Here is a 26679-nt window from a genome sequence, read left to right on the forward strand (position 1 = left end):
CACCGGGCGGTTCCCGGGCCGCAAAAAGGGCCCCGTTTGGGGCCCTGGCGGTTACTTCTGCTGCGGAAGCGCGTAGGCGATAATATAATCGCCGCGGTCCGGCGACTGGCGAGCGCCGCCCGCGTTGATGATGATGTACTGCTTGCCGGTTTTCGGCGATACGTAGGTCATCGGGCCGGACTGACTGCCGACCGGCAGACGCGATTTCCAGATCTCTTTCCCGTTGGCGGTATCAAACGCGCGCAGGTAGAAGTCCTGGGTGCCCGCGAAGAACAGCAGGCCGGACTGGGTTGATAACGAGGCGCCCAGCGTCGGCATACCGATAGGGATTGGCATATGCATGCGGATCCCCAGCGGGCCGGTGTCCTCAACGGTGCCCACCGGAACCTGCCACACCAGTTTGCCGGTTTTCAAATCAACCGCTGACATAGTGCCGAACGGTGGTTTCTGGCACGGAATGCCCAGCGGCGACAGGAAACGTTCGCGCATGGCGCCGAACGGCGTGCCCTCCATCGGCACAATCCCCATTTCGATACCGCTGGCGTCCTTCGCCACTTTGGCGCGCGGCACCATATAGTTGGCGAGGCCAAGGCGCATATCATTGACGAACATCAGGCTGTTGTTCGGGTCAACCGACACGCTGCCCCAGTTCATCCCGCCCAGCGAGCCGGGATACTGCAGCGAACGATCCTCGCCCGGCGGGGTGAAGACGCCCTGGTGACGCATCTCTTTAAACTGGATGCGGCACAGCAGCAGGTCGACAGGCGTCGCGCCCCACATATCCGACTCGGTCAGCGTCTCGTTGCCGATCATTGGCATGCCGACGGAGTAGGGCTGGGTCGGCGAGTAGCGCTCGCCCTTGACGTTGCCCGCCGGGACTGGACGTTCCTCAACCTTGGCGACCGGTTCACCGGTGGCGCGGTTCAGCATAAAGATCATGCCCTGCTTGCTGGTTTGCACCAGCACCGGCGTGGTGCCGCCTTTACCGTCAGGCAGATCGTACAGCAGCGGCTGGGAAGGCAGGTCGAAATCCCAGAGATCGTGATGGGTGGTCTGATAATGCCAGCGTACCTGGCCGGTCGTGGCGTCAACGGCCACGATGGAGGAACTGTATTTATCGTCCAGCGCGGTACGTTCGCCGCCAAAGAAGTCCGGCGTTGCGTTACCGGTCGGCAGATAAATCAGATTCAGCTTCGCGTCATAGGACATGGCCGACCAGACGTTCGGCGTACCGCGGGTGTAGGTCTGTCCGGCCGGCGGTTCGCCGGTCAGGTTCGGGTTGCCCGGATCCCATGCCCACGCCAGTTTGCCGGTATGAACATCATAGGCGCGAACGACGCCCGGGGGCTCGCCGGTGGAGAAGTTATCCGCCACGCGACCGCCAACCACGACCACGTTACCCGCCACCAGCGGCGTGGAGGTCTGCTGGTAGTAACCCGCTTTGATTTCCCCCATGCCAACGCTCAGGTCCACAATACCGTGGTCGCCGAAGGCGTCGCACAGTTTACCGTTATCGGCATCAATAGCGATCAGACGGGCGTCGGAGGTTGGCAGGAACAGGCGGCGGGAGCAGGCGGCCGGCTGCGCGTCGGCGGCAGGGGAAACCTGGGCCTGGCTCTCTTCGTAATAGCCTAAGCCGCGGCAGCGCTGCCAGTTCGGCGCAGTGGCTTTTGAATCATAGCGCCATTTCTCTTTACCGCTATCGACATCCAGCGCCAGCACCTTGCTGTAGGGCGTACAGACGTAAAGCGTATCGCCAATTTGCAGCGGCGTATTCTGGTCTTCCGCGCCGGAGCCGTTGCTCTGCGGGATATCCCCGGTGTGGGCGACCCAGGCAACCTGCAGCTGGTCAACGTTCTGTTTGTTAATCTGGTCGAGGGCGGCGAAACGGTCGCCGTGGGTGGTGTTGCCCCAGTGCGCCCAGTTTTTCTGCTGCTCGCCCGCGGCGACCGGTTTAACCGGCACCGCCTCGCTGGCGCTGACCAGCGGCTGGGATTTAAACATCCAGCCGAAACTGACCAACAGTACCACCGCCAGCACCGCTGCCAGGCCAAACGCCGGCCCTTTTTTCGCCGGCTCCCGGGACAGAAACGGCCAGACCAGCGCGGCAAGGAAGGCCAGTACGCCGAGCGCGAACAGGCGCGAGAACAGCGGCCAGTAGGTCCAGCCGGCATCGCTAATGGCCCAGACGATCGAGGCGATAAACGCTATCGCGTACAGTATGATACCGCCGCGACGGCTGCGGAAAATGAGCACCGCGGCGATAACCATCACCAGGCCCATAATCGCAAAATAGAAGGTCCCGCCAACGGAGGCGAGCTTTGCACCAAGAATACCGATAGCCAGGCCGATGATCAGCATCAGCCCGGCGAGAAGCCACTGCAGGACCCGGGGGAATCCTCGCGGCGCGTTGCCAGTTGCCATTTTTTCTCCTTAACCACCCCTGAACAGGCGTGAACCAGATGAATCAATTTCTCAAGTGAAGGCTTTTGAATGAAGCGATGTTGACCTTCATAAAAGCATGTTTTTTACTGTTATTGATTTCGAGTGAACCATTTGGTGAAATCGTGGCTATGATAGATCTGTTAAAGAAATTTACGCAATTGTTAATGAATGATTTCGCACTAATTGATTATTGTGGTGAATATGGTGGGTGCGAAAAGGAAATCAGGCGGTCAGATCTCCCCGACGCGGGTAACGGTCGGGGAGAGGGCGATCAGACGGGCATCGATTTACGAATGGCGCTCAGCAGGGTTTGTGTTCCCGCGGTGAGCGTGGCGTCCACTCGGGTGAGAATACCTATCGGTTCGCCCGCGCCCTGGGTGGGCACCGGCAGCGCGGCCAGCAGCCCACGGCGCAGGTCGTCTTTGACCGCACCGGAGGGGACAAACCAGACGTAGTCGTAATCGACGGTGAGCTGGCGCGACAGGGAAGCCGACAGCGTCTCGATGCAGCCAGACGGAATTTTGCAGCCCTGGCTTTGCAGCAGGGTTTCGGCGTTCTGTCGCGGCAGCGTACCTTTGGGCGAAACCACCACCGGCCACTCCATGACCCGACTCAGCGTAACCGTTTCCTGCAGCAGCGGATGCCCCGGACGAACCACCAGCTTCAGGGATTCGAGAAACAGCAGTTCATAGTTCAACCCGCTCATCAACTCCGGATCGGACATCCGTCCGATACCGATATCGATTTCTCCCGATTTGAGTCCGGCCAGCAGCATGGTGTTATTCATGGTCGCCACCTGCAGGGTGATATCTTTTTGCTGCTGATGGAACTGGCCGATCACCGAGGGCAGGATCCCCAGCGCGGCGGTGGGGAGCGCCCCGATGCGCACGATATCGCTGTTGAGGCCTTCTTTACGGTTTAGCGCCTGTCCCGCGGTATTGAGCGCGTCGAGCACTTTAACCGCGTGGGTGAGAAACTGTTCGCCGACCAGCGTGAGCTGCGCGCCGAGGCGTCCACGCTCAAACAGCCGGGTACCGGTCAGCTGCTCCAGTTCGTTTAGCGTTTTAGATAAAGCCGGTTGACTCAGATTTAAGGTTTCAGCCGCACGCCCAAGAGTTCCCTGTTGAGCGACGGCCACGAAAGTATGTAGATGGCGCAAGCGAATGCGCTGACTGAAAAGACCATTTTTTTGCATAATCAATGTTAAAAACAGAGGCGTCCCAGTGACAAGTAAGGGCGATTAAAATTGTTAACTTCATAGCAAAATATTATTAACATTTTATATTATTATTTTACAAGTTGATTTTATTGAGTTTGCCATATAGCGTCGCCCCTGACCGGCAGGGGCGGAAAAAGGAAGAAAAAACTCAGATATCGAAGAAGACGGTTTCGTTTTCGCCCTGCAGGTGAATATCGAAGCGATATACGATCTCCGCGCCGCGGACCTCGCGCTGCGCGATGAGGGTCTGGCGACGCACTTCCCACTCAATCAAATTCAGCACCGGGTCGACCTGGTTGGCATCCTGCTCGTCGGAAAAGTACATCCGCGTGTTGAGGCCAATATTAATCCCGCGGGCGACCACCCACAGATTAACGTGCGGCGCCATGGTGCGCCCGTCGCGACCTACCACGGCCCCGGGTTTAATGGTTTCGAAGCGCCAGACGCCGCTGGTGAAGTCCGAGCAGCTGCGTCCCCAGCCGCGAAACGCCGCATCCAGCTTCTTGCCCTGCTGTCGGTCGTCGGGATGGTTATAGCGCCCGGCGGCGTTGGCCTGCCAGATTTCCAGCAGCACATCGCGCACCGGCGTGCCGGAGCCGTCGATGACTCTGCCTTCGATAGTAATGCGTTCGCCCTCGGTGTCTGCCGTTGTCAGCGTCGGGCCAAAATTTTTCTCAAAGATATGGAAACCGGCGGCGTCCGGCGCGAGGCCGATATGCACATAAGGGCCGGCGGTTTGTGACGCGGTTTCAGGTAAATAATCTTTCATCGGGCGGCCCCCTGCGTGCGGTTTTCAAACAGCGTTGCGCGATGGCCGCGCAGCACGAGATCAAAACGGTAAGCCAGAGAGTCCAGCGGTACGGCGGCATGGGTATCCAGCTCGGCGATTAATGTCCTGATGGCATCATCGTTATTGATGGTTTTAACAATAGGACACTGTTTAATCAGCGGATCGCCTTCGAAATACATCTGCGTGATCAGGCGCTGTGCCCAGGCGTCGCCGGAGAGCGAAAAGTGAATATGCGCCGGACGCCAGTCGCTTACCTGGTTGCGCCACGGATAGGGGCCGGGCTTGATGGTGCGGAAACAATAGTAGCCGTTTTCGTCTGTCAGCACCCGTCCGCAGCCGCCAAAGTTCGGGTCGATAGGCGCCAGGTATTGATCTTTCTTATGCCGGTAGCGTCCGCCCGCGTTGGCCTGCCAGACTTCGACCAGCGTATTTTTCATTGGTCGGCCAAATCCATCGCGAACGTAGCCGTGGACGATTATCCTTTCGCCAATCGGCAGGCCGTCTTTGGCGTAGTTGAGGATCAGGTCGTTATCGAGCGCGCCGAGATCGTCGCTGCTGAAAACCGGTCCGGTGATTTCAGAAAGGGAATTCTGCAGGGAAATGAGCGCATTGCGCGGCGAGCGCAGCACGCTGGTTTTATAGCCCGGGGCGTAAGCGGGAGGATGGCTGCTGTAGTCGCGGTGCAGGACCTCGCGCGGTGACCATTTGTCGTTCATGAGGGTACTCCATATTATCGGTAGAGAGGCATGTTGTTGTAATGTCGCCACTCGCAGTGTGTGTAAATGTTTTGTTAATTTAAAGTGAAATTAAAGGGTGTTTAACATAACCGGCGGTTATGAAGTGAGCGGTTGAAAATAAACCGGCCAGCTACCGGCATCACAGTTTGTAAATTCTTCCCGCCGTCTGCAGAGAGCTTTCCTACACTCCAGGGAGAATTCACTGGAGGTAAGACATCATGGCGAACACCATCACGGCTGATGAGATTCGGGAAAGCTTTTCGCAGGCGATGTCGGCGATGTACCAGCAGGAAGTTCCGCAGTACGGGACGCTACTGGAGCTGGTGGCCGACGTTAACCTGGCCATACTGGAGAATAACCCGACGCTGCACGAACAACTGGCCAACGCCGATGAACTGGCGCGGCTGAACGTTGAACGCCACGGCGCGATCCGCGTCGGTACGGCGGAGGAACTGGCGACCTTGCGTCGCATGTTTGCCATTATGGGAATGTATCCCGTCAGCTATTACGATCTGTCGCAGGCCGGCGTACCGGTTCACTCCACCGCGTTTCGCCCCATTGATGACGCCGCGCTGGCGCGCAATCCGTTTCGCGTTTTTACCTCGCTTCTGCGACTTGAACTTATCGCCAATGAAGCTTTGCGTCAGCGGGCGGCGGATATCCTTTCCCGACGCGATATCTTCACGCCGCGCTGTCGTGAACTGATCGCGTTACATGAACAGAAAGGGGAGTTTACCGCCGCAGAGGCGCGCGAGTTTGTGCAACAGGCGCTGGAAACCTTTCGCTGGCATCGACACGCCACCGTCGATGAGGAAACCTATCACGCGCTGCATGAAGAGCACCGGCTGATTGCCGATGTGGTCTGTTTCCCCGGCTGCCACATTAATCATCTGACGCCGCGCACCCTGGATATTGACCGGGTGCAGGCGTTAATGCCCGAGTGCGGTATCGCGCCAAAAGCGTTGATAGAAGGGCCGCCGCGCCGCGATGTGCCCATTTTACTGCGCCAGACCAGCTTTAAGGCCCTTGAGGAACCGGTGATGTTTGCCGGAGAGCATAGAGGCACGCATACGGCTCGCTTTGGCGAAATCGAGCAGCGCGGTATCGCCTTAACGCCGAAGGGCCGCGCCCTGTACGACCGACTGCTTGGCGAGGCGGGGGTGGGCAAAGATAATCTCACCCATCAGCGTCATCTGCAGGAGGTGTTTAGCCCGTTCCCGGACAGCGAATTCCTGCTGCGTCAGCAGGGGCTGGCGTACTTTCGCTATCGCCTGACGCCCGCCGGCGAAGCGCACCGTCAGGCGTTTCGTCCGGGCGACGATCCGCAGCCGCTGATTGAACGCGGCTGGGTCATCGCACAACCGATTATTTATGAAGACTTTTTGCCGGTCAGCGCCGCCGGGATTTTTCAGTCTAACCTGGGCAACGAGATACAGACCCGCAGCCACGGCAACGCCAGCCGCCAGGCCTTTGAGGAGGCGCTGGGCTGTCCGGTCTATGATGAGTTTGCCCTTTATCAACAGGCGGAAGAGCGCAGTAAACGACGTTGCGGTCTGCTGTAAAATCAGTACTCTGCTGGCATGAGTCGTTAAAGGAAGCAGGTCATGCAGAATCCGTCTACCCCGCTGGTGAAAACCCGGCAGGGCACCCTATCCGGCACCGCTGAAGAGAACATGCATATCTGGCGCGGTATACCCTATGCCGCGCCGCCCGTCGGCGATCTCCGCTGGCGCGCGCCGCAGCCTGCCGCCCGCTGGCAGGGCGTGCGCCGGGCGGAGAGTTTCTCGGCCTCCAGCTGGCAGGATATTGAGTACTGTCGTGAGCTCGGCGGCGGCGATCCCGGCCGCTTTTCCGAGGATTGCCTCTACCTTAACGTCTGGTCACCCGCTTCGCGCGCGCAGCCGCTGCCGGTGATGGTCTGGCTGCACGGCGGCGGCTATACCATCGGCGCGGGAAGCTTACCGCCCTATGACGGTAAAGCCTTAGCGTCCCGTGACGTGGTGGTGGTGACGGTTAACTACCGGCTGGGGCATCTGGGCTTTTTTGCCCATCCGGCGCTGGAGGAAGAAGAGGGGGAGCGCATCTATAATTTCGCGCTGCTCGATCAGATCGCCGCCCTGCAGTGGGTTCAGGAAAACATTCATGCCTTCGGCGGCGATGCGGCCAACGTGACGCTGTTCGGCGAGTCCGCCGGGGCGCGCAGCGTGCTGTCGCTCATGGTTTCGCCAAAATCAAGAGGGCTGTTCCATAAGGCGATTATTCAGAGCGGCTATACCTTGCCGGATCTGCCGCGGGAAAAGGCGCTGGCCAAAGGGCAGCTCATCGCGGAGCACTTCTCTTTACCGCAGGCCAGCGCCGAACAGCTGCGGGCGATTCCGGCGGACGCGTTCTGGTCGCTGACCGCACCGCTTACCATCGGCCCGGCGCCCATTGTTGGCGATGCCGTACTGCCGCAGCCGATGCTGGAGACTTTTTTTAGCGGGCGTCAGCACCCGCTGCCGGTGATGATTGGCTCGAACAGCGATGAGGCCAGCGTCATGGCGGTGTTTGGCGTCGATATCGCCGGGCAGATCCAGAAGCTTCGCCGCGAACGCCGTTTTGGTCTCGGTTTGATTAAGCTGCTCTATCCCGGCGTCAAGGGCGATGAAGCATTAGGGCGTGAAGTCTGCCGCGATATGGCCTTTACCACCCTGGGTTACGTGGTGATGCAGGCGCAGCAGCGGGTAGGGCAACCGTGCTGGCGCTACTGGTTTGACTACGTTGCCGAGGCGGAACACCAAACCTATCCGCACGGCGCGTGGCACGGTAATGAAGTGGCGTACGTTTTTGACAATCTCGACCTTGCCGAGCCGGTGCGACAGTATGCGAACGATCGCGACCGGACCTTTGCCGCCCGGGTTGCCGACTATTGGGCTAGCTTTGCCCGTGTAGCGGGTAACGGCTGCCACGAGCTCTCCGGGCCGGTGCGCTGGCCCGCCAGCGTGCGCGGACGGGACCGTCTGTTGCGCATCGGTTTGCACAAGCGGGCCGGTTTTAAGGTGGAAAACCGCTTTATGCGCGCGCGTCTGGCGCTGTTTCGGCGGGTGATGAAGCACCATGTGACGCTGGATTAACGCTGTCCGGAAGATCTCCGTCTGCCGCGGGACGTTTTTAACCTTCTGCAGCAAAAATAATCGCCTGCGCGGCCAGCGTTCGTCTGGCCGCTTCCTGTTTTGCTTTGCCGCCGCGGTATTTAGCATGAAACGCCGCCGGTTGGTGAAATCATCGCCGCCCCCCGGATATCGGTAATTCGGTCTGGTCCGGTGGACATATTTTTTTCACGCATTTCTGCCGTCAACAATTGGATTATCAATCATTTTTGTCTAGAGTGAGCGACATTCACGACGCATGGGTTTGTTACGTCGCGTCTCAATTCACATATGAAGAAGGATGCTCTCTCAGGCATGAACCGCAGACGTTTTCTCAAATCTTCCATGGCTGTTGCCGCCGTATGCGGAACGTCAGGAGTTGCCTCTCTATTCTCGAAAGCGGCCTTCGCCGAGGACTCGGGAATTGCCGACGGCCAGACCCGTCGCTTTGACTATTCCGTACTTCAGTCGATGGCCCACGATCTTGCGCGTCAGCCCTGGGGCGGCGCGCCGCGCGATCTGCCGCCAACCCTGGCAAACCTGACCCCGCAGGCCTACAACAGCATTCAGTACGATGCTGCGCACTCCCTGTGGAGTAATATCGAAGAGCGCAAGCTGGATATTCAGTTCTTCCACGTCGGGATGGGGTTCCGCCGCCGCGTACGGATGTTCTCCCTGGATTCACAAACCCAGCAGGCGCGGGAAATTCACTTCCGTCCCGAGCTGTTTAAATATAATGACGCCGGCGTCGACACCAAACAGCTGGAAGGCCAGAGCGATCTCGGCTTTGCCGGGTTCCGCGTGTTTAAGGCGCCGGAGCTGGCGCGCCGCGATATCGTCGCCTTCCTCGGCGCGAGCTACTTCCGCGCGGTAGACAGCACTTATCAATACGGACTCTCCGCCCGCGGCCTGGCGATCGATACCTTTACCGATACGCCGGAAGAGTTCCCGGACTTCACCTCCTTCTGGTTTGAGACCGTGAAACCGGGGGCAACGGTATTTACCGTCTATGCGCTGCTCGACAGCCCAAGCGTCACCGGCGCCTATAAGTTCGTGGTTAACTGTCAGGAGACGCAGGTGATTATGGATGTGGAAAACCACATCTACGCGCGTAAAGACATCAAACAGCTGGGCATCGCGCCGATGACCAGTATGTTCAGCTGCGGCAATAACGAACGGCGGATGTGCGACACTATCCATCCGCAGATCCACGACTCCGACCGCCTGTCGATGTGGCTGGGCAACGGCGAGTGGGTGTGCCGCCCGCTGAACAACCCGCAGAAGCTGCAGTTCAACGCTTTCCAGGATAAAAATCCGCGCGGTTTTGGCCTGCTGCAGCTGGATCGCGACTTCTCCCACTATCAGGACATCATGGGCTGGTATAACAAACGCCCGAGCCTGTGGGTGGAGCCGCGCAACCAGTGGGGTAAAGGGGCCGTCAACCTGATGGAGATCCCGACGACCGGTGAAACGCTGGACAATATCGTTTGCTTCTGGCAGCCCGAGAAGCCGGTTAAAGCCGGGGATGAGCTGGACTTCCGCTATCGACTCTACTGGAGCGCGCAGCCGCCGGTCCGTTCGCCGCTGGCGCGGGTATTGGCCACGCGTACCGGAATGGGCGGTTTCCCGGAAGGCTGGGCGCCGGGTGAGCACTACCCGGATAAATGGACCCGTCGTTTTGCTATCGATTTTGTCGGCGGCGACCTGAAGGCCGCGGCGCCAAGAGGCATTGAGCCGGTGATTACCCTGTCGAGCGGCGAAGCGAAGCAGATAGAAATTCTCTACGTGGAACCGTTTGATGGCTATCGCATCCAGTTTGACTGGTACCCGACCTCGGATTCGACCGACCCGGTCGAAATGCGCATGTTCCTGCGCTGCCAGGGGGAAGCGATCAGCGAAACCTGGCTCTATCAGTACTTCCCGCCAGCGCCAGACAAGCGTAACTATGTTGACGATCGGGTAATGAAATAATTGCCCTTGATTCCGCCCGCTAAGGTAACTTAGCGGGCGTTTGTTTTTTAATCAGACTATTAATCAGAGTCCATTATGACTGCCGAAAACGCGCCTGCGAGAGAAACTATCCCCGTCACCGAGTCGCTTTCTCTGCGCGCTGTGGATGAAAGCCACGTCGCTGAGCTGCATCAGCTGGTGATCAAGAACCAGCGCTGGCTCCAGCAATCGCTGAGCTGGCCCGCTGAAGTCAGTCACGAAGACGAAACCCGCCGCCACGTGCAGGGCAACGTGATGCTGCACCAGCGCGGTTACGCCAAAATGTTTTTGCTCTTTCTGCGAGAAGAGATCGTCGGCGTACTGTCGTTTAACCAAATTGAGCCGATCAATAAGACCGCATACATCGGCTACTGGATTGATGAAAGCCACCAGGGGCAGGGGCTACTTTCTCAGGCGCTGCAGGCGCTGATGGACGCTTTTGCCCGCAGCGGGACGGTTCGCCGCTTCGTGATTAAATGTCGGGTAGCAAACCAGAGAAGCAATCAGGTCGCCCTGCGTAACGGTTTCACCCTCGAAGGGTGCCTGAAGCAGGCCGAGTATCTGAACGGTTCGTACGATGACCAGAATATCTACGGGCGCATTATTGATTGTGACACCGGGCAATTCCCGGCTCGCGGCTGACGCCTTGCCCGGGCTACGGGCCGCGCTGAGATGTAGCCCGGGCAAGGCGCGTTGAGCGCCGCCCCCCGGGGAACAGCGCGCAGGGGCCTGAAGCTGATAAACCACGCGGTCGGGAGCAAAGGTTATAGAAAGCCGACAATGGGCGTGCGGGTAAAAAGTTCGTCGCCGTTTATCACTTTCTCCCCTCTGATAGAAATGGCGTCGCCCGCGCTGGCTTCAATTCGCGCCCTGTCGCCGATCGTCACCTGATGTTCAATCACCACATCGCCGCAAATCACCGCATGGCCTTCAATTAACACGCTATCGTCCAGCAGAATCGGCCCGCCGCGCAGGTGCGCATGCCCGCCGACCATCACCCGATGCTTCAGCAGGCAGTTGCCTTCGACCACCGCGTGCTCCGCCACCTGCGAGCTGTAGCGCAGGGTGGGGATGGCGTCCTCTTCCCGCCCGGCGATAATCCTCGCGTGGCCATAAACTCGCGCGTTATCGCAGACCCAGACGTCGTTTTCGTCGTTACCCTCCAGCCGCGCGCAATCGAAGATTTCCGCCCGATGCTCAACAAACGCGTGTTCGACAAACGCGTCGCCGTAAACTTGTGCCTGGTGAACGATGCGCGAAGCGCTGACCGTTGCCCGCTGATAAATGCGCAGGATTTTGTCGCTGTCGGCGGTCAGACCCTGGGCGGCGATAATAAGCGAGTGGGGGAGGATCTGCGCATTGTCGGCCAGGTGACAATAACCCCGAATCTGCGAATGCGAAACGGTGACGTTGTCACTTATGCGCGCGCAGTGGCTTGCCTGTACGCTGTCCAGTCGCGCGTTATCGCTGACGATGGCGCCATGGCTGATAATGCACTCGCCGGTTAAGCGGGCATTGCCCTCGATTTTCGCACCGGCAAACACCGCGCTATTCGGGTCATAAATCCAGCACTCGCCTTCGTGGCTCAGGGCTGCTTCATTGTCCAGCCAGCCGCCTTCATCGCCGCGCTTCACGTCAGCGAAATCGCGTAAGGCGACAATTTGCCGCAGATTGACGCTATGTTTGTTTCCGTCGGCTTCATAGTGAAACTGGCGAACCTTCTCGCTGAGGTAATATTTGCGCATCTGCCTTTCTCATTACGTATGGTTAACATAAACATAGCAAAAAACGCCGTAGCGCGTTTTTGAAGGTTCCTTTAGAATGCAACTTAAGATAAATTGAAAATTTAAACAAAATGAATAAAGAGCAGCGCGTGAGCCGGGTGCTGAATCTCCCGGCGGGCTATTTTGGTATGGTTCTGGGCATTATCGGCATGGGCTTCGCCTGGCGCTACGCCAGCACGATCTGGCCGGTGAGCCGGACAATCGGCGACGGTCTGGTTATCGTGGCCACCCTCGTCTGGGCGCTGCTGGCGCTGGCGTTTATCAGCCGTGCAGTCCGTTTCCCGCACAGCGTACTGCAGGAGATGCGCCATCCGGTGGCCAGCAGTTTTGTCAGCCTGTTTCCGGCGACGACCATGCTGGTGGCCATCGGCTTTGTTCCCTGGCTGCGGCCACTCTCGCTGGTGTTATTCGCGATTGGCGTAGTGCTGCAGCTAAGCTATGCGGCCTGGCAGAGCGCCGGGCTATGGCGGGGGAAGCATCCCAATGAGGCGACCACCCCGGGTCTCTATCTGCCGACGGTGGCGAATAACTTTATCAGCGCCATGGCCTGCGGCGCGCTGGGCTTTACCGACGCCGGTCTTGTGTTTCTGGGCGCCGGCTTATTCTCCTGGCTTAGCCTTGAACCGGTGATTCTGCAGCGCCTGCGCAGCGACGGCGAACTGCCGATGGCCATGCGCACCGCCCTCGGCATTCAGCTGGCGCCGGCGCTGGTGGCGTGCAGCGCCTGGCTGAGCGTGAACGGCGGCGAGGCGGATACCTTCGCTAAGCTGCTGTTCGGCTATGGTCTGCTGCAGCTGCTGTTCATGCTGCGCCTGATGCCGTGGTACCTGCGCCAGCCGTTTAACGCCTCGTTCTGGAGCTTCTCGTTCGGCATCTCCGCGCTGGCGACCACCGGCCTGCATCTCGGTCATCAGCATCCGGACGGCTTTTTCCATACCCTCGCGCTCCCGCTGTTTCTCTTCACCAATCTGATCGTCGGGCTGCTGCTGATTCGTACCTTCCTGCTGCTGATGCGCGGTAAACTGCTGATTCGCGTTGAGCGCGACACATTATTAAAAAATAAGGATTAACCATGACGCTTCGTGACGAAAATTACTTCACCGATAAATACGGGATGACCCGCACCCACTCCGAGGTGCTGCACGCCGCCACCCTGATCGCGCCGGGCAAGGCGCTGGATCTGGGCTGCGGCAACGGGCGCAATAGCCTCTACCTCGCGGCCAACGGGTTTGATGTCACCGCGTGGGATAAAAATCCGGCCAGCATCGGAAATCTTGAGCGCATTCGTCAGGCGGAAGGGCTGGAGAATCTGCGGACGGCGATTAAGGACCTTAACGCCCTCAGCTTTGACGGCGAGTATGACTTTATTCTTTCGACCGTGGTGATGATGTTCCTCGACGCGAAGACCATCCCGGGTCTGATTGCTAACATGCAGCGCTGCACCAGACCCGGCGGCTACAATCTGATTGTTGCGGCTATGGATACCGACGATTATCCGTGCAGCGTCGGCTTCCCGTTCGCGTTTAAACCGGGAGAGCTGCGCAATAATTATGAATGCTGGACGTTACTCAAATATAACGAAGACGTCGGTGAACTCCACCGCACCGACGCCAGCGGGAACCGGATTAAGCTGCGTTTCGCCACGATGCTGGCGCGCAAACCGGCTTAACGCGCCGCTAACAGGCAGAGCTGTAATGCGGTCTGATAAGAGGCCTCAAAGGCGCGCAGCGGCAGAAACTCAAATTTCGAGTGGAAGTTGTGCGCGCCGGTAAAGAAGTTGGGCGTTAATACGCCTTTTGCCGACAGGGCCGCACCGTCGGTGCCGCCGCGCATCGGCGTCGGTTTCGGCGTAATGCCTAAGCTTTCCATCGCTTCGAACATCAGATCAACGGCGCGGCGGTCTTCGCCGATGGCATTGCTGATGTTGCTATAGGTATCGCTGATGTGAAATTCCACCTTTCCGGTCGGATACTGCGCGGCGATTTTCTGCGCCACCTCGCTAATTTGCTGCTTACGGCGATGAAAACTTTCGAGGTCGAAATCGCGAATGCTGGCCTGCAGCAGGGTGCTGTTCTGATCGCCCTGGATACCGTTAAACCAAACGTAGCCCTCGCGTCCGGCGGTATGCTCCGGCGTTTGCTGGCGATCGAAATGGCTCATGTAATCGGTGGCCATCAGCAGCGGGTTCACCAGCACGCCCTTTGATGACATGGGGTGAGCGGTCACGCCGGTAAAGCGAATCTCTGCCGCGGCGGCGTTAAAGTTTTCATAGACGATTTCGCCGAGCTCGCAGCAGTCGATGGTCCAGGCAAAATCGACGGCAAAGCGCGCGAGATTCAGCGCCTTCGCGCCGCGCAGGCCCACTTCTTCATCCGGCACAAACGCGACCACGATGTCGCCGTGGCGGTGTTCCGCCGTCAGGTTTTCCAGCACCGTCATCACCACCGTAACGGCGGACTTGTTATCCGCCCCGAGCACGCTGGTGCCGTCGCTGAAAATAATCTCTTCATTGGGATAAGCGAGGATTTCCGGATGTTCCGCAACGCGCAGCCAGATATCTTTATCCCTGTTCAAACAGAGATCTTCACCAGTAAAACGCAGAATTTGTGGATGAATATCCGGCGACAAACCGACGTCAACGGTATCGATGTGGGTAATAAAGCCAATCCGCGGCGCGCCTGCGACGTTGCCTTTTTTCACCGCCGTGACGGTGGCGTGCTCGTCAATCACAATCTCATCCAGCCCCAGCTGGCGTAGCTCATCCGCAAGGGCCTGCGCCATCGCGTGTTGCCCGGCGGTGGTAGGCAGCGTCGTGGCTCGCGGGTCGCTTTGGCTGGTTATCGCCAGGTAGCGAAAGAAGCGTTGGGTTAATTGACTGGCCAGGGCTGATGACATAGTGATTCCTTCTTTATTCGAATTTTCAGGTGTTTGCAATCAGGCTTTAGTGTTATGTATGAAAGGGAAAACAACAAGCTATTCATTAGCTGACAAATTAAAAAGGAAAACCTATGCAACGCAGATTCACGACGCTTGCTCTGGCGTTAGCGGCCCTGACGGCCAGCTCGGCCATTAGCGCAAAAACGCTGGTCTACTGTTCAGAAGGATCGCCGGAAAACTTTAACCCGCAACTCTACACCTCCGGGACCAGCGTGGACGCCAGCGCGGTGCCGGTCTATAACCGACTGGTCGATTTCAAAGCCGGCACCACAGAACTGGTGCCGAGCCTCGCCGAAAGCTGGGAAGTCAGCGAAGATGGGAAAGTTTATACTTTTCATTTACGCAAAGGCGTTAAATTCCAGAGTAATAAATATTTTAAACCCAGCCGCGATTTTAATGCCGACGACGTTATTTTTTCGTTTATGCGGCAAAAAGATCCTCACCATCCTTATCATAATATCTCCAGCGGCAATTACTCCAATTTTGAAAGCCTCGAATTTGGCCAGTTAATTACCGCGATTGATAAGCCTGATGAATATACGGTGCGTTTCACGCTGGCCCATGCCGAAGCGCCCTTTGTGGCCGATCTTGCCTGGTATTTCGCTTCTATTTTATCGGCGGAATATGCCGATGCGATGCTAAAAGCCGGCACGCCAGAGCGCGTGGATATGGACCCGATTGGTACCGGACCTTTCAAACTCGCGCAATATCAAAAAGATTCCCGAATTCTTTTCACCGCGTTCCCGGAATACTGGCAGGGGAAGGCGCATATCGATCGTCTCATTTTTAGTATCACGCCGGACGCCTCGGTGCGCTACGCCAAGCTGGAGAAAAACGAGTGCCAGGTGATGCCGTTCCCCAATCCGGCCGACCTGCCGCGAATGAAAGAGAACAACGCGATCAACCTGATGAGCAAAGCGGGCCTTAACACCGGTTTCCTGGCGTTTAACACCCAAAAAGCGCCGCTGGACAACGTTAAGGTGCGTCAGGCCTTAGCGATGGCGATCAATAAACCGGCGATCATTGAAGCGGTGTTCCACGGTACCGGTACGGCGGCGAAAAACCTGCTGCCGCCGGGCGTATGGAGCGCGGATAGCCAGCTGAAGGATTATGACTACGACCCGCAGAAAGCCAAAGCGCTGCTGGCGGAATCGGGGGTTGCGGGGCCAATTACCATCGATCTGTGGGCGATGCCGGTGCAGCGACCCTATAACCCGAACGCCAAACGCATGGCCGAAATGATCCAGGCCGACTGGGCGAAAATTGGCGTGCAAACGAAAATCACAACCTATGAGTGGGGTGAATACTTAAAGCGGGTGAAGGATGGCGAACATCAGGCGGCGCTGATGGGCTGGACGACCGCGACCGGCGATCCGGATAACTTCTTCGGCCCACTCTTTACCTGCCAGTCGGCGAACGGCGGGTCAAACTCGGCAAAATGGTGCTATCAGCCGTTTGATAAAATTATCGCCGAGGCAAAATCGATAACCGATCGCCAAAAACGCGAAGCGCTCTATCGCCAGGCGCAGCAGATGATGCATGACCAGATGCCGGCAGTCATGATTGCCCACTCGACAATATTTGAACCGGTGCGTAAAAACGTGTCAGGCTACGAAATAGACCCCTTTGGCAAGCATATTTTTTATCAGGTTGATATCAGATAAACAGCCAATCACGGCCCGCCGGCAACGGCGGGTTTATTTTTTCCAGCTACTTGACGTAGCACCGCTTTTGCCACAAAACTTACCCCTGTTATTTGCTATAACTCTTGCCGATAAATGGTATTCACAGGGATTAACCTATATGCGTACTCCGTTATTTTTTAAAGTCGCTGCGCTTGCTGGCCTGTTAGCATTGGCCGGTTGCTCATCCAAAATCGCTAAGCCGGAACAATATTCGGGATTTTTAAAAGATTACTCTAACTTAAAAGAAACCACCTCGGCGTCCGGCAAACCGGAACTGCGCTGGATTTCGCCGAATTACAATCCGAGCAACTATGACAATATCGTCTATAACCCGATCACCTATTACCCGGTACCAAAACCCACCACCCAGGTGGGCGAGAAGGCGCTCAGGGATATCCTGAATTACACCAATAAAGAGATGAAACAGGCTATTTCCGAGCGTAAACCGCTGGCAACCACCCCGGGCAAGCGCAGCCTGATCTTCCGCGGCGCCATCACCGGCGTGGATTCCAGCAAAGAAGGGCTGCAGTTCTACGAAGTGATTCCGGTCGCGATGATTATTGCCGGTACGCAGGCGGCAACGGGCCACCGTACCATGGACACCAACCTGTTTTTTGAAGGGGAGCTGATTGATGCGGCGACCAAAAAGCCGGTTATCAAAGTGGTCCGTAAGGGCGAAGGTAAAAACCTGTCCAACGAAAATACGCCGCTCACCGTCGAGACCCTGAAGCAGGTCATTGATGATATGGCGATTGACGCGGTGAAATTCGACCCCAATAACCGTTAATCAGGCGTATCCGTTAATCAAGGCGCTAGTGGTTGATAGCGCCTTTTTCATTTCCCCTCGACGGCAGCGCGAGCGTCAGCAGCGATCCGAGCGAACCCAGGCCAGCCTGCGCCGCAGCAGCCACTGCTCCGGGCGAGCGAACATTACCAGATTTCCGACCAGGATCAGCGCCAGTCCGGCCACGGCGCTACTGTGCCAGACGTAACCTTCATAAAAAGTCGAAATAGTCAGCGCGACGAGTGGAAACAGCAGGGTGCTGTATGCCGCTTTACCCGCGCCGATTCGCCCCACCAGCGTAAAATAGGCGCCAAAGGCAATCACCGAGCCAAACACGGCGAGATACAGTAGCGCGCCCATATAGCTGAGGGTCCACTGCGGCGCGAAATTATCACCGCGAACCAGCGCGATCGCGCCCATGACCAGGGTGCCGTAAAGCATGGCCCAGCTGTTGGTGGTCAACGTCTCCAGACCGCGGCGCTGGTGGCGGATGCTGAGCATATTGCCGAGCGAAAATCCATAGGTGCCCAATGCGCTGAGGGCAATACCCAGCAGGAGCGAGGCGTTCAGGCCGCTGGCCCATAAATCATCCCAGAATAGCGTCACGATCCCCGCCAGCCCCAGCGCGGCGGCCAGCCAGAAACGGCCCGGAGGCTGCTGGCGATAGAAGAGAAAGCTATTGATCGCGTTAAACAACACCGCCATGGAGAAGATCACCGACTCCAGCCCGGTATTGATATACGCGGCGGCGGTATAGAAACACCAGAAATTAAAGCAGAAAACGCAGCAGCCCTGTAGCAGGCAAAAGAGATGGTCGCGCGCGGCAAGCGGCCGCAGGCGGCGGGTAACCAGCAGAATGGTCAACATCGCGACGCTGGCGACGGCGAAGCGCCAGAAAATAGACACCGGCGCGGCAACCGGCCCCTGCTGCAAAAAGATAGCAATCCAGGTGGTGCCCCAGATAACCACGACCAACCCGTAGAGTAATGCGTTCAAAATGTCTCTCCTGTGAGTGTTGTACCGGTCATTGTGCGGCCTGGGCGAATTCGGCGCTGTCATCAGCTTGTCGCCGACTTGCAAATTCTTGCGCTTATTTTTCATTAGCGGCGGGGGAATGCTGGTATCTGCCGGCGACTCTTCTTAGACTAGCGATCTGCGGAATCTGAACTGTGAAGGCTATGGCTTACGGGACTTTCGAAACATTGCGTCAAAAAAATGCCGTGCTGCGGGGGACGGTGAACCTCAACTCCGGTATTCAGCTGGCGGCGTGGTATAACAATCTTGATACCATCACGGTACAAAGCGACCACCATACCCTGAGCCTCTATATTGCCGATGGCTACGAAAGCTACCAAAAAACTCCCCACGGCTGGAAAAACGGCGGCGGGCCGGATCGTTTTTGCCTGATGCCGAAAGGCGATGAGAGCACCTGGGATATCCGCGGCGATCTCTCTTTTGTGCATCTTTACTGCACCGATGAACACCTGCGCCGGGTAGGCGAGCAGATTTGGGACCGCAGCCCGGCCTCGTTCACGCTGCAGGAGAAAACGTTTTCCAGCGATGACAAAATCACCGCCGTCTACCGCCAGTTTCTCCTCGACAACGACTGGCAGCAGCAGGCGAATCAGCTGACGTTGAGTTCGGCCAGCACGCTGCTGCTCACCCACCTGATTCAGCACTATTCGAACGTTCAGTGGCGTTTACCGACCGTGACCGGCGGGCTGGCGCCGCACGTCTTGCGCAATCTGCTGGCATGGATTGAGGAGAACCTCGACCAGCCGCTCACTCTTGCCGATCTGGCGCAGGAAGCGGCGTTAAGCGAATACCATTTTGCGCGGATGTTTCGCCAGTCGATGAAGATGGCGCCGCATCAGTACGTTATGCAGCGCCGGATGGTTAAAGCGCAGGCGCTGATTAGCCAGAGTCGGCTGCCGTTAACCGATATCGCCATGGCCTGCGGTTTTAGCAGCGCCAGCCACTTCAGCAACCGGGTGAAAAGCGCCACCGGCCTGACGCCCTCGCAGCTACGCGCGGCGCAGCGTTGACAGCAAAACGTAGCTGACGCCGCCGAGAACCAGCCCCCAAAACGCTGAGCCGATACCGGCCAGCGTCACGCCGCTGGCGGTGACCAGAAACGTTACTACCGCCGCATCGCGCTCACTCTCATGATTCAATGCCTGAAACAGGCTGCCGCCGATGGTACCGAGCAGCGCCAGCCCGGCAAGCATCTGGACCCACGCTATCGGCAGCGCCGACATCAACGAGGTGATTGAGCCGCCAAATATCCCCGCCAGCAGATAAAACACGCCCGCCGCCGCCGCCGCGAGCCAGCGTTTTTGCGGGTCCGGATGGGCTTCCGGGCTCTGGCAAATCGCGGCCGTAATGGCGGCGATGCAGATCGAGTAGACCCCGAAAGGCGACAGCAGCAGCGCCAGGCCGCCGGTGACGACAATAAGCGTTGAAGCGGGGACCCGATAGCCTGAGGCCTGGAGGGTGGCGAAGCCGGGGGCGTTTTGCGACGCCATGGTGACGAGGAAAAACGGTATACCGACGCTGATCAACAGCGCCGGCGTGAATTCAGGGGCGATCCAGGAAGGGGCGACAATGCTGAAGTTTATTTGTGACGTTGTCACTTCTCCACTCAATCCGGCCACCGCGCTTCCTGTCAGCAGGGCGGCGACAACCGCGAAGCGGGGAAGCCAGGCTTTGCACAGTAACCATACGGCTAACATACTGCCGCATAGCAGCAGATTAGCCTGCAGGCTGGCGAAAGCCTGCATGCCAAAGCGCAGCAATATGCCGGCCAGCATCGCCGCCGCCAGCGAATGGGGAATAATCTTCATGAGCCGGGCAAATATGCCGGTGATGCCGCAAAGCACGATTAAGGCGTTGGCAAAAATAAAGACGCCAACCGCCTGGGAGAGCGTGACCCCCTGCAGACCGCTGACCAGCAGCGCCGCGCCGGGCGTTGACCAGGCCGTCAGGATGGGCACCTTTCGCCAGACGGTGAGGGCCAGGGTGCTGATGCCCATTCCCAGACCTAAGGCGGTCATCCAGCCGGCGATTTGCGCAGCATCGGCGCCTGCCGCCGCCGCTGCCTGCCAGATAATGGCGGCAGAGCTGGCATAGCCGACCAGCACGGCGACGAAGCCGGCGAGCAGACTCGGAAAAGGGAGAGAGAAAGAGCGCATGGGTGTGCCTTGTGCGTTATAACGGTCGATATAATGTAGCATTGTGCGTTATAGCGCACAACTGGCTTTTCGGCAACGCCAGACCCGGATAGCGGAGCCCGGGCGAGCGCTATACGTCAATTCCCTGTAGAATCAGGTGAATGGGCGTATAATTCCTTCAGATATTATTGGGAGGTTGAATGGATATTGCGCAACACCTGTCGGCAACGTTAAAAACGCTGCGCCAGCAGCGCGGCTGGAGCCTGTCGCGCCTGGCGGAAGAGACCGGCGTGTCGAAGGCCATGCTGGGCCAGATTGAACGCAACGAATCCAGCCCGACGGTAGCGACGTTATGGAAAATCGCCACCGGGCTTAACGTGCCGTTTTCCGCCTTTATCGTTGCCGATGAGGCCGGTGAACCGACGGCATTTGATCCCCAGCAGCAGGCCATGGTGGTCACGCCGCTATTCCCTTGGGACCCGGTGCTGCGCTTCGATCACTTCTCCATCACCCTGGCCCCGGGCGCGCTGAGTGAGTCAACGCCGCATGAGCAAGGGGTTATCGAACATGTGGTGGTGATTAGCGGCGTGCTGGATCTTTGCCTGCAGGACTGCTGGCAATCGCTGCAGCCAGGGGAAGGGCGGCGTTTCGCCGGCGATTTAGCGCACTCCTATCGCAATAGCGGTGGGCAGACTGCCCATTTTCATTCGCTGATCCACTACCCGAAATAAAAAAGCCGCGAGTAAACTCGCGGCCAGGCAAATGTCTGAGACAACAAATCACAACGTGACGAGGAAAATCCGGAATACGTGATGACTCTATCCTCAGGCACTTTTTCTGGGAAATATCTTTTCCTTCAATGCTTTGCTAAAAAATGAAAATTCCTTCCGCGGCGGCGATGGAAAATGTTTTGGTCTGCGCCAGGTTCTGACTACAATAGCCGCCATTTCGACCCCCTATAATGGATAACGACGAGCGTATGCGCCTGCAAAACCATCATCTTGAACTACTGAGTCCTGCCCGCGATGCCGGGATCGCCCGTGAAGCGATTTTACACGGCGCGGATGCGGTCTACATCGGCGGGCCGGGCTTTGGCGCGCGCCACAACGCCAGCAACAGCCTGAGCGATATCGCCGGTCTGGTACCGTTTGCCCATCGCTACGGGGCGAAAGTGTTCGTGACCCTGAACACCATTCTTCATGATGATGAGCTGGAGCCGGCGCAGCGCCTGATAACCGACCTCTATGAAACCGGCGTGGACGCGCTGATTGTCCAGGATATGGGGGTCATGGAGCTGGATATTCCGCCGATTGAGCTGCACGCCAGCACCCAGTGCGATATCCGCAGCGTTGAGAAAGCGAAGTTTCTCTCCGACGTCGGCTTCAGCCAAATCGTGCTCGCCCGCGAGCTGAATCTTCAGCAGATCAAAGCGATTTACGATAACACCGACGCGACCATTGAGTTTTTCATCCACGGCGCGCTGTGCGTGGCCTATTCCGGCCAGTGCAATATTTCCCATGCTCAGACCGGGCGCAGCGCCAACCGCGGCGACTGCTCGCAGGCCTGCCGTCTGCCCTATACCCTGAAAGATGATCAGGGCCGCGTGGTGGCGTATGAAAAGCACCTGCTGTCGATGAAAGACAACGATCAGACCGCCAACCTGGCCGCGCTGATCGATGCCGGGGTACGTTCCTTCAAGATTGAAGGCCGCTACAAAGATATGAGCTATGTGAAGAACATCACCGCGCACTATCGCCAGATGCTCGACGCCATTATTGACGATCGCGGCGACCTGGCCCGCGCCTCGGCGGGGCGTACCGAACACTTCTTTGTTCCGTCAACGGATAAGACCTTCCATCGCGGCAGCACCGACTATTTTGTCAACGCGCGCAAAGGCGATATTGGCGCGTTTGACTCGCCAAAGTTTATTGGTCTGCCGGTGGGGGAAGTCCTGAAAGTCAGTAAAGATTTTCTCGACGTTGAGGTGAGCGAAACGCTGACCAACGGCGACGGCCTCAACGTGATGATCAAACGTGAAATCGTCGGCTTTCGCGCCAACACGGTGGAGAAAACCGGCGAAAACCGCTATCGCGTATGGCCGAACGAGATGCCCGCGGATTTACACAAAGTGCGTCCGCATCAGCCGTTAAACCGCAACCTCGATCATAACTGGCAGCAGGCGCTGCTGAAAACCTCCAGCGAGCGCCGCATCGCCGTCGATATCGAACTGAGCGGCTGGCAGGAGCAGCTGGTCCTGACGATGACCAGCGAAGAGGGCGTGAGCGTCACCCACACGCTGGACGGCGAGTTTGCCGAGGCGACCCAGGCGGAGAAAGCGCTGGCGAACCTGCGCGATGGCGTGGCGAAGCTCGGCCAGACCCTTTACTATTCGCGCAACGTTGAGATTAACCTGCCCGGCGCGCTGTTCGTGCCAAACAGCCTGCTGAACCAGCTGCGCCGTGAAACGGCGGAAATGCTTGATGATGCGCGTCTGAAGGCCGTGGTGCGCGGCAGCCGCAAGCCGGTTTCGGTGCCGCCGCCGGTCTATCCGGAAACGCATCTGTCGTTTCTGGCTAACGTCTACAACCACAAAGCGCGCGAGTTTTATCAACGCTACGGCGTGCAGCTGATCGACGCCGCCTATGAAGCTCATGAAGAGAAGGGCGACGTGCCGGTCATGATTACCAAGCACTGCCTGCGCTTTGCCTTCAACCTGTGTCCGAAACAGGCCAAAGGTTCGATTAAAAGCTGGAAAGCGACGCCAATGCAGCTGATCCACGGCGATGAAGTGCTGACGCTGAAATTTGACTGCCGCCCATGCGAAATGCACGTGGTCGGTAAGATAAAAAACCATATCCTGAAAATGCCGCTGCCGGGCAGTATCGTGGCGTCCGTGAGTCCCGATGAGCTGATGAAAACCCTGCCGAAACGCAAGGGCGCCTGATAACGAAATCGCTACTGGTAGTGATGCATTTTTGGTTTCCGCGCATTCTGCCAGTGGTGCTGCTCGCGCAGGTCGGAGGCGGCGTCTTCCGCCTGGCTGCGCAGCTCGTCGCTATCGGCTTCGTGCTGTAACTGCTGTTCGAGACTCTGTACCGGGAAGAAATCGTGTCCGTGCTGGCGGGCCAGCACGTGCCCGGAAAACAGGGCGCACGCCAGCAGTAATGTTGAAATGCTTCTTCTGAACATCTCTTTTTCCATGCTATCGGCGAATGAGGCTACTATGCCAGGGGCTGGGTGAGCTTATTACGTCGGTTGTCAAAGAAGAGAAAAGGCTTTGTCAGCATCGCCTGACGGATGGCGAAAAAAAGCCCGATGGTGTCGCCATCGGGCCGAATAACATAACGTGACGGGCGGATCAGGCCTTCAGCCCGGCGGCCGTCATCAGCAGCCGAAATCCCATGCTTACCGCCGCCAGCGCCAGCACGCTGCCTCCCCACAGGACCACCATCCATAATGTGCGCTTAAGCCATACTCGTTGCATCAGTGATACCCCTCGCCGTGTTGAACTTTGCCGCGAAAAACGTAGTAGCTCCAGAAGGTGTAGCCGAGGATCACCGGCAGAATAAGCAGCGCGCCAACCAGCATAAAGCCCTGGCTTTGCGGCGGCGCGGCGGCCTGCCAGAGGGTGATGCCCGGTGGAATAATATACGGCCAGATACTGATTCCCAGCCCGCTAAAGCCGAGAAAGATCAGCCCCAGCGTGAGGACAAACGGCAGCAGGTGGCTGGCGCTGTTGCGCAGCGCTCGCCACAGCCAGGCGCTTATCGCCGCGACCAGCAGCGGTACCGGCAGCAGGAAGAAGAGATTTGGCAAACTAAACCAGCGCTCGGCGACGGCCGTCTGCGCCAGCGGGGTCCAGATGCTGATGGCGACAATTACCGCCAGCAGCGCCAGCAGCAAACCGCGCGCGGTCACGCGCATATTGCGGTGGAGCGCATTCTCGCTCTTCATCACCAGCCAGCTGGCGCCCAGCAGCGCATACGCAATGCACAGTCCCAGGCCGCAGAACAGGGTAAACGGCGTAAACCAGTCAAACACCCCGCCGCTGAAGCTGCGGCCGCTGACCGCGAAGCCGTTGATCACCGCGCCGACGACCATCCCCTGGGTGAAGGTGGCCAGAATCGAACCACCCATAAAGGCGCGATCCCAGAACGGGCGGTGCGATGGCGTCGCGTTAAAGCGGAATTCAAAAGCGACGCCGCGGAAAATAAGCCCGATCAGCATCAGGGTAAGGGGGATCGCCAGCGCGTCGATAATGACCGCATAGGCCAGCGGAAAAGCGCCAAACAGGCCCGCGCCGCCGAGTACCAGCCAGGTCTCATTGCCATCCCAGACCGGCGCGACGCTGTTCACCATGACGTCGCGATCCGCCGCGTCCCGCGTGGTACTGAATAAAATGCCAATGCCCAGGTCGAAGCCGTCCATCACGATATACATCAGGGTGGCGAAGACGATGATGACAAACCAAATAACCGATAAATCGATACCCATTACCAGGACTCCTTCTGCTGTACATGGTCCGTTGCGGCGGAAAGCGGGCGGGCAGGCGTACCGGCGCCAGGCGGCTGAGCGTCCTGCGGCCCTTTGCGAATCAGACGCAGCATATAGCTATAACCGACGCCGAATACCGAAGCGTAGACGACGATAAACGTCAGCAGACTGATGGACATATGCAGGTCACCGTGAGCGGAGACGGCATCTGCGGTACGCTGTACGCCGTAGACGACCCACGGCTGGCGGCCCACCTCGGTGGTCACCCAGCCCGCGAGGATAGCGATAAGCCCTGATGGCCCCATCCATAGCGCAAAGCGTAAAAAGGGTCGGGAGTGATAGAGGCGACCGCGATAGCGCAGCCACAGGGCCAGCGCGCCGAGCAGGATCATCAGCATGCCGAGACCGGCCATCAGACGGAAGGACCAGAACACGATGGTGGCGTTAGGGCGATCTTCCGCCGCGAACTCTTTCAGCGCGGGAACCTGTTTATCCAGGCTGTGGGTGAGGATCAGGCTGCCGAGGGCCGGGATTTCCAGACCATAGCGCGTCCGTTCCTGCTGCATATCCGGCCAGCCGAACAGCAGCAGCGGGGTGGGTTCTCCGGGGATATTCTCCCAGTGACCCTCGATAGCGGCGATTTTCGCCGGCTGGTGCTTGAGCGTATTCAGCCCGTGCATATCGCCAATCATGGCCTGAACCGGGGCGACAATCAGCGTCATCCACAGGGCCATGGAGAACATCGCGCGAACGGCGGGCGTGTTGTTGCCGCGCAGCAGGTGCCAGGCTGCCGATGCGCCGACGAACAGCGCGCTGCTGAGAAAGGCCGCCACCGACATATGCAGCAGGCGGTAGGGAAACGACGGGTTAAAGATAACCGCGAACCAGTCCACCGGCACCACCTGGCCATTGACGATCTCAACCCCCTGCGGCGTTTGCATCCAGCTATTGGACGCGAGGATCCAGAAGGTGGAGATTATCGTCCCCAGCGCCACCATGCAGGTGGCGAAGAAGTGCAGGCCCGGCCCGACGCGGTTCCAGCCGAACAGCATGACGCCGAGGAATCCGGCTTCAAGGAAGAAGGCGGTCAGAACTTCGTAGGTCAGCAGCGGGCCGGTAATGCTCCCGGCAAACTCGGAGAATCCGCTCCAGTTGGTACCAAACTGATAGGCCATGACCAGACCTGAGACCACCCCCATGCCGAAGTTGACGGCGAAGATCTTCGACCAGAAGTGGTAGAGCGAGCGCCAGGTCGGGTTTTTGGTTTTTAACCATAAGCCTTCGAGAACCGCAAGGTAGCTGGCTAACCCGATGGTAATGGCGGGGAAGATGATATGAAATGACACGGTGAAGGCGAACTGGATCCGCGCCAGGTGGAATGCATCAAGACCGAACATGCAAAACTCCGCAATAAAATTGATTCAGCGCAATTCTAGGCCTCCACCATGGCGGATAGCAGGAACAGAAACCCTGTTTTTATCTATAACAGTTGTCGATTTGAGCTTCTGTTTTTTGTG

22 protein-coding genes and 1 pseudogene are annotated in these 26679 nt (G+C 58.1%); 11 read left to right on the forward strand and 12 right to left on the reverse strand.

Annotated elements, in window-relative coordinates:
• Window positions 1-51: 51 nt before the first annotated feature.
• The 4 genes from F8562_RS00605 to pcaH all read right to left on the reverse strand — a co-directional run bounded on the left by F8562_RS00605 (window position 52) and on the right by pcaH (window position 5170).
• A complete protein-coding gene (locus F8562_RS00605; protein ID WP_014838367.1) occupies window positions 52-2424 on the reverse strand; it encodes a membrane-bound PQQ-dependent dehydrogenase, glucose/quinate/shikimate family in 2373 nt (790 codons plus the stop codon).
• 292 nt (window positions 2425-2716) lie between these two features.
• Window positions 2717-3640 (reverse strand): LysR substrate-binding domain-containing protein, encoded by a 924-nt coding sequence (locus F8562_RS00610; protein ID WP_004850547.1) that lies wholly within the window; start codon window positions 3638-3640, stop codon window positions 2717-2719.
• A 172-nt stretch (window positions 3641-3812) separates the two neighbouring features.
• Window positions 3813-4433: a protocatechuate 3,4-dioxygenase subunit alpha gene (gene pcaG / locus F8562_RS00615; RefSeq protein ID WP_004850549.1), complete on the reverse strand. Its 621-nt coding sequence runs from the start codon at window positions 4431-4433 to the stop codon at window positions 3813-3815.
• Complete coding sequence (gene pcaH / locus F8562_RS00620; protein ID WP_004850552.1) at window positions 4430-5170, reverse strand: protocatechuate 3,4-dioxygenase subunit beta; 741 nt, start codon at window positions 5168-5170, stop codon at window positions 4430-4432. Before pcaH ends, pcaG begins: the two co-directional genes overlap by 4 nt.
• Before the next feature lie 239 nt (window positions 5171-5409).
• On the opposite strand from pcaH, the gene F8562_RS00625 reads away from it, so the two are divergent.
• From F8562_RS00625 to rimL, 4 genes are all read left to right on the forward strand, one after another.
• Window positions 5410-6753 (forward strand): VOC family protein, encoded by a 1344-nt coding sequence (locus F8562_RS00625; protein WP_004850554.1) that lies wholly within the window; start codon window positions 5410-5412, stop codon window positions 6751-6753.
• A 42-nt stretch (window positions 6754-6795) separates the two neighbouring features.
• A complete protein-coding gene (locus F8562_RS00630) occupies window positions 6796-8304 on the forward strand; it encodes a carboxylesterase/lipase family protein (protein WP_014229212.1) in 1509 nt (502 codons plus the stop codon).
• Between the two features lie 330 nt (window positions 8305-8634).
• The gene (locus F8562_RS00635; RefSeq protein ID WP_004850560.1) at window positions 8635-10290 is read left to right on the forward strand and encodes a glucan biosynthesis protein D; all 1656 of its coding nucleotides are present in this window, start codon (window positions 8635-8637) and stop codon (window positions 10288-10290) included.
• 75 nt (window positions 10291-10365) lie between these two features.
• Window positions 10366-10950 (forward strand): 50S ribosomal protein L7/L12-serine acetyltransferase, encoded by a 585-nt coding sequence (rimL, locus tag F8562_RS00640; RefSeq protein WP_014838368.1) that lies wholly within the window; start codon window positions 10366-10368, stop codon window positions 10948-10950.
• 122 nt (window positions 10951-11072) lie between these two features.
• On the opposite strand, the gene ydcK is transcribed toward rimL, so the two are convergent.
• The gene (ydcK, locus tag F8562_RS00645; protein WP_014838369.1) at window positions 11073-12053 is read right to left on the reverse strand and encodes a YdcK family protein; all 981 of its coding nucleotides are present in this window, start codon (window positions 12051-12053) and stop codon (window positions 11073-11075) included.
• 110 nt (window positions 12054-12163) lie between these two features.
• Between ydcK and tehA the strand changes: the two genes are divergently transcribed.
• Together tehA and tehB are read left to right on the forward strand one after the other, a co-directional pair.
• Window positions 12164-13162, forward strand: coding sequence for a dicarboxylate transporter/tellurite-resistance protein TehA (gene tehA, locus F8562_RS00650; protein ID WP_014838370.1), 999 nt, complete (start codon window positions 12164-12166; stop codon window positions 13160-13162).
• A 2-nt stretch (window positions 13163-13164) separates the two neighbouring features.
• Window positions 13165-13761, forward strand: a complete 597-nt coding sequence (gene tehB / locus F8562_RS00655) for a tellurite resistance methyltransferase TehB (protein WP_014838371.1) — start codon at window positions 13165-13167, stop codon at window positions 13759-13761.
• Here the strand turns inward: tehB and pepT are convergent.
• Window positions 13758-14987, reverse strand: a complete 1230-nt coding sequence (pepT, locus tag F8562_RS00660) for a peptidase T (RefSeq protein ID WP_094909376.1) — start codon at window positions 14985-14987, stop codon at window positions 13758-13760. The genes tehB and pepT overlap by 4 nt on opposite strands.
• Window positions 14988-15100: 113 nt before the next feature.
• On the opposite strand from pepT, the gene F8562_RS00665 reads away from it, so the two are divergent.
• Complete coding sequence (locus tag F8562_RS00665) at window positions 15101-16693, forward strand: ABC transporter substrate-binding protein (protein WP_014229218.1); 1593 nt, start codon at window positions 15101-15103, stop codon at window positions 16691-16693.
• Between the two features lie 139 nt (window positions 16694-16832).
• The gene (locus F8562_RS00670) at window positions 16833-17501 is read left to right on the forward strand and encodes a DUF3313 domain-containing protein (protein ID WP_089046362.1); all 669 of its coding nucleotides are present in this window, start codon (window positions 16833-16835) and stop codon (window positions 17499-17501) included.
• Window positions 17502-17576: 75 nt separating this feature from the next.
• Here the strand turns inward: F8562_RS00670 and F8562_RS00675 are convergent, their stop codons facing one another.
• Window positions 17577-18494 (reverse strand): DMT family transporter, encoded by a 918-nt coding sequence (locus F8562_RS00675; RefSeq protein WP_014838374.1) that lies wholly within the window; start codon window positions 18492-18494, stop codon window positions 17577-17579.
• A gap of 182 nt (window positions 18495-18676) precedes the next feature.
• Between F8562_RS00675 and F8562_RS00680 the strand changes: the two genes are divergently transcribed.
• Window positions 18677-19543 carry an AraC family transcriptional regulator gene (locus F8562_RS00680; protein WP_014229221.1) on the forward strand — a complete coding sequence of 289 codons (867 nt, stop codon included), beginning with the start codon at window positions 18677-18679 and terminating at the stop codon, window positions 19541-19543.
• Here the strand turns inward: F8562_RS00680 and F8562_RS00685 are convergent.
• Window positions 19523-20689, reverse strand: coding sequence for a benzoate/H(+) symporter BenE family transporter (locus F8562_RS00685; protein WP_014838376.1), 1167 nt, complete (start codon window positions 20687-20689; stop codon window positions 19523-19525). The two genes, F8562_RS00680 and F8562_RS00685, sit on opposite strands and share 21 nt — an antisense overlap.
• Before the next feature lie 179 nt (window positions 20690-20868).
• On the opposite strand from F8562_RS00685, the pseudogene F8562_RS00690 reads away from it, so the two are divergent.
• A pseudogene (locus F8562_RS00690) lies at window positions 20869-21481 on the forward strand (helix-turn-helix domain-containing protein).
• A gap of 166 nt (window positions 21482-21647) precedes the next feature.
• Window positions 21648-23612, forward strand: a complete 1965-nt coding sequence (locus F8562_RS00695; protein ID WP_094909387.1) for a peptidase U32 family protein — start codon at window positions 21648-21650, stop codon at window positions 23610-23612.
• 11 nt (window positions 23613-23623) lie between these two features.
• Here the strand turns inward: F8562_RS00695 and F8562_RS00700 are convergent, their stop codons facing one another.
• From F8562_RS00700 to F8562_RS00715, 4 genes are all read right to left on the reverse strand, one after another.
• Window positions 23624-23857, reverse strand: coding sequence for a DUF2554 family protein (locus F8562_RS00700; RefSeq protein ID WP_014229225.1), 234 nt, complete (start codon window positions 23855-23857; stop codon window positions 23624-23626).
• Window positions 23858-24026: 169 nt separating this feature from the next.
• A complete protein-coding gene (locus F8562_RS00705) occupies window positions 24027-24152 on the reverse strand; it encodes a DUF2474 domain-containing protein (protein ID WP_004850587.1) in 126 nt (41 codons plus the stop codon).
• On the reverse strand, window positions 24152-25162 hold the full coding sequence (cydB, locus tag F8562_RS00710) for a cytochrome d ubiquinol oxidase subunit II (RefSeq protein ID WP_014838380.1): 1011 nt from the start codon (window positions 25160-25162) through the stop codon (window positions 24152-24154). The genes F8562_RS00705 and cydB overlap by 1 nt, the downstream gene beginning before the upstream one ends.
• A complete protein-coding gene (locus F8562_RS00715) occupies window positions 25162-26559 on the reverse strand; it encodes a cytochrome ubiquinol oxidase subunit I (RefSeq protein ID WP_014838381.1) in 1398 nt (465 codons plus the stop codon). Before F8562_RS00715 ends, cydB begins: the two co-directional genes overlap by 1 nt.
• Window positions 26560-26679 lie beyond the last annotated feature (120 nt).

The organism is Klebsiella sp. RCJ4 (assembly GCF_009025755.1).
In the GTDB taxonomy this organism is placed as follows: Bacteria; Pseudomonadota; Gammaproteobacteria; order Enterobacterales; family Enterobacteriaceae; genus Klebsiella; species Klebsiella michiganensis.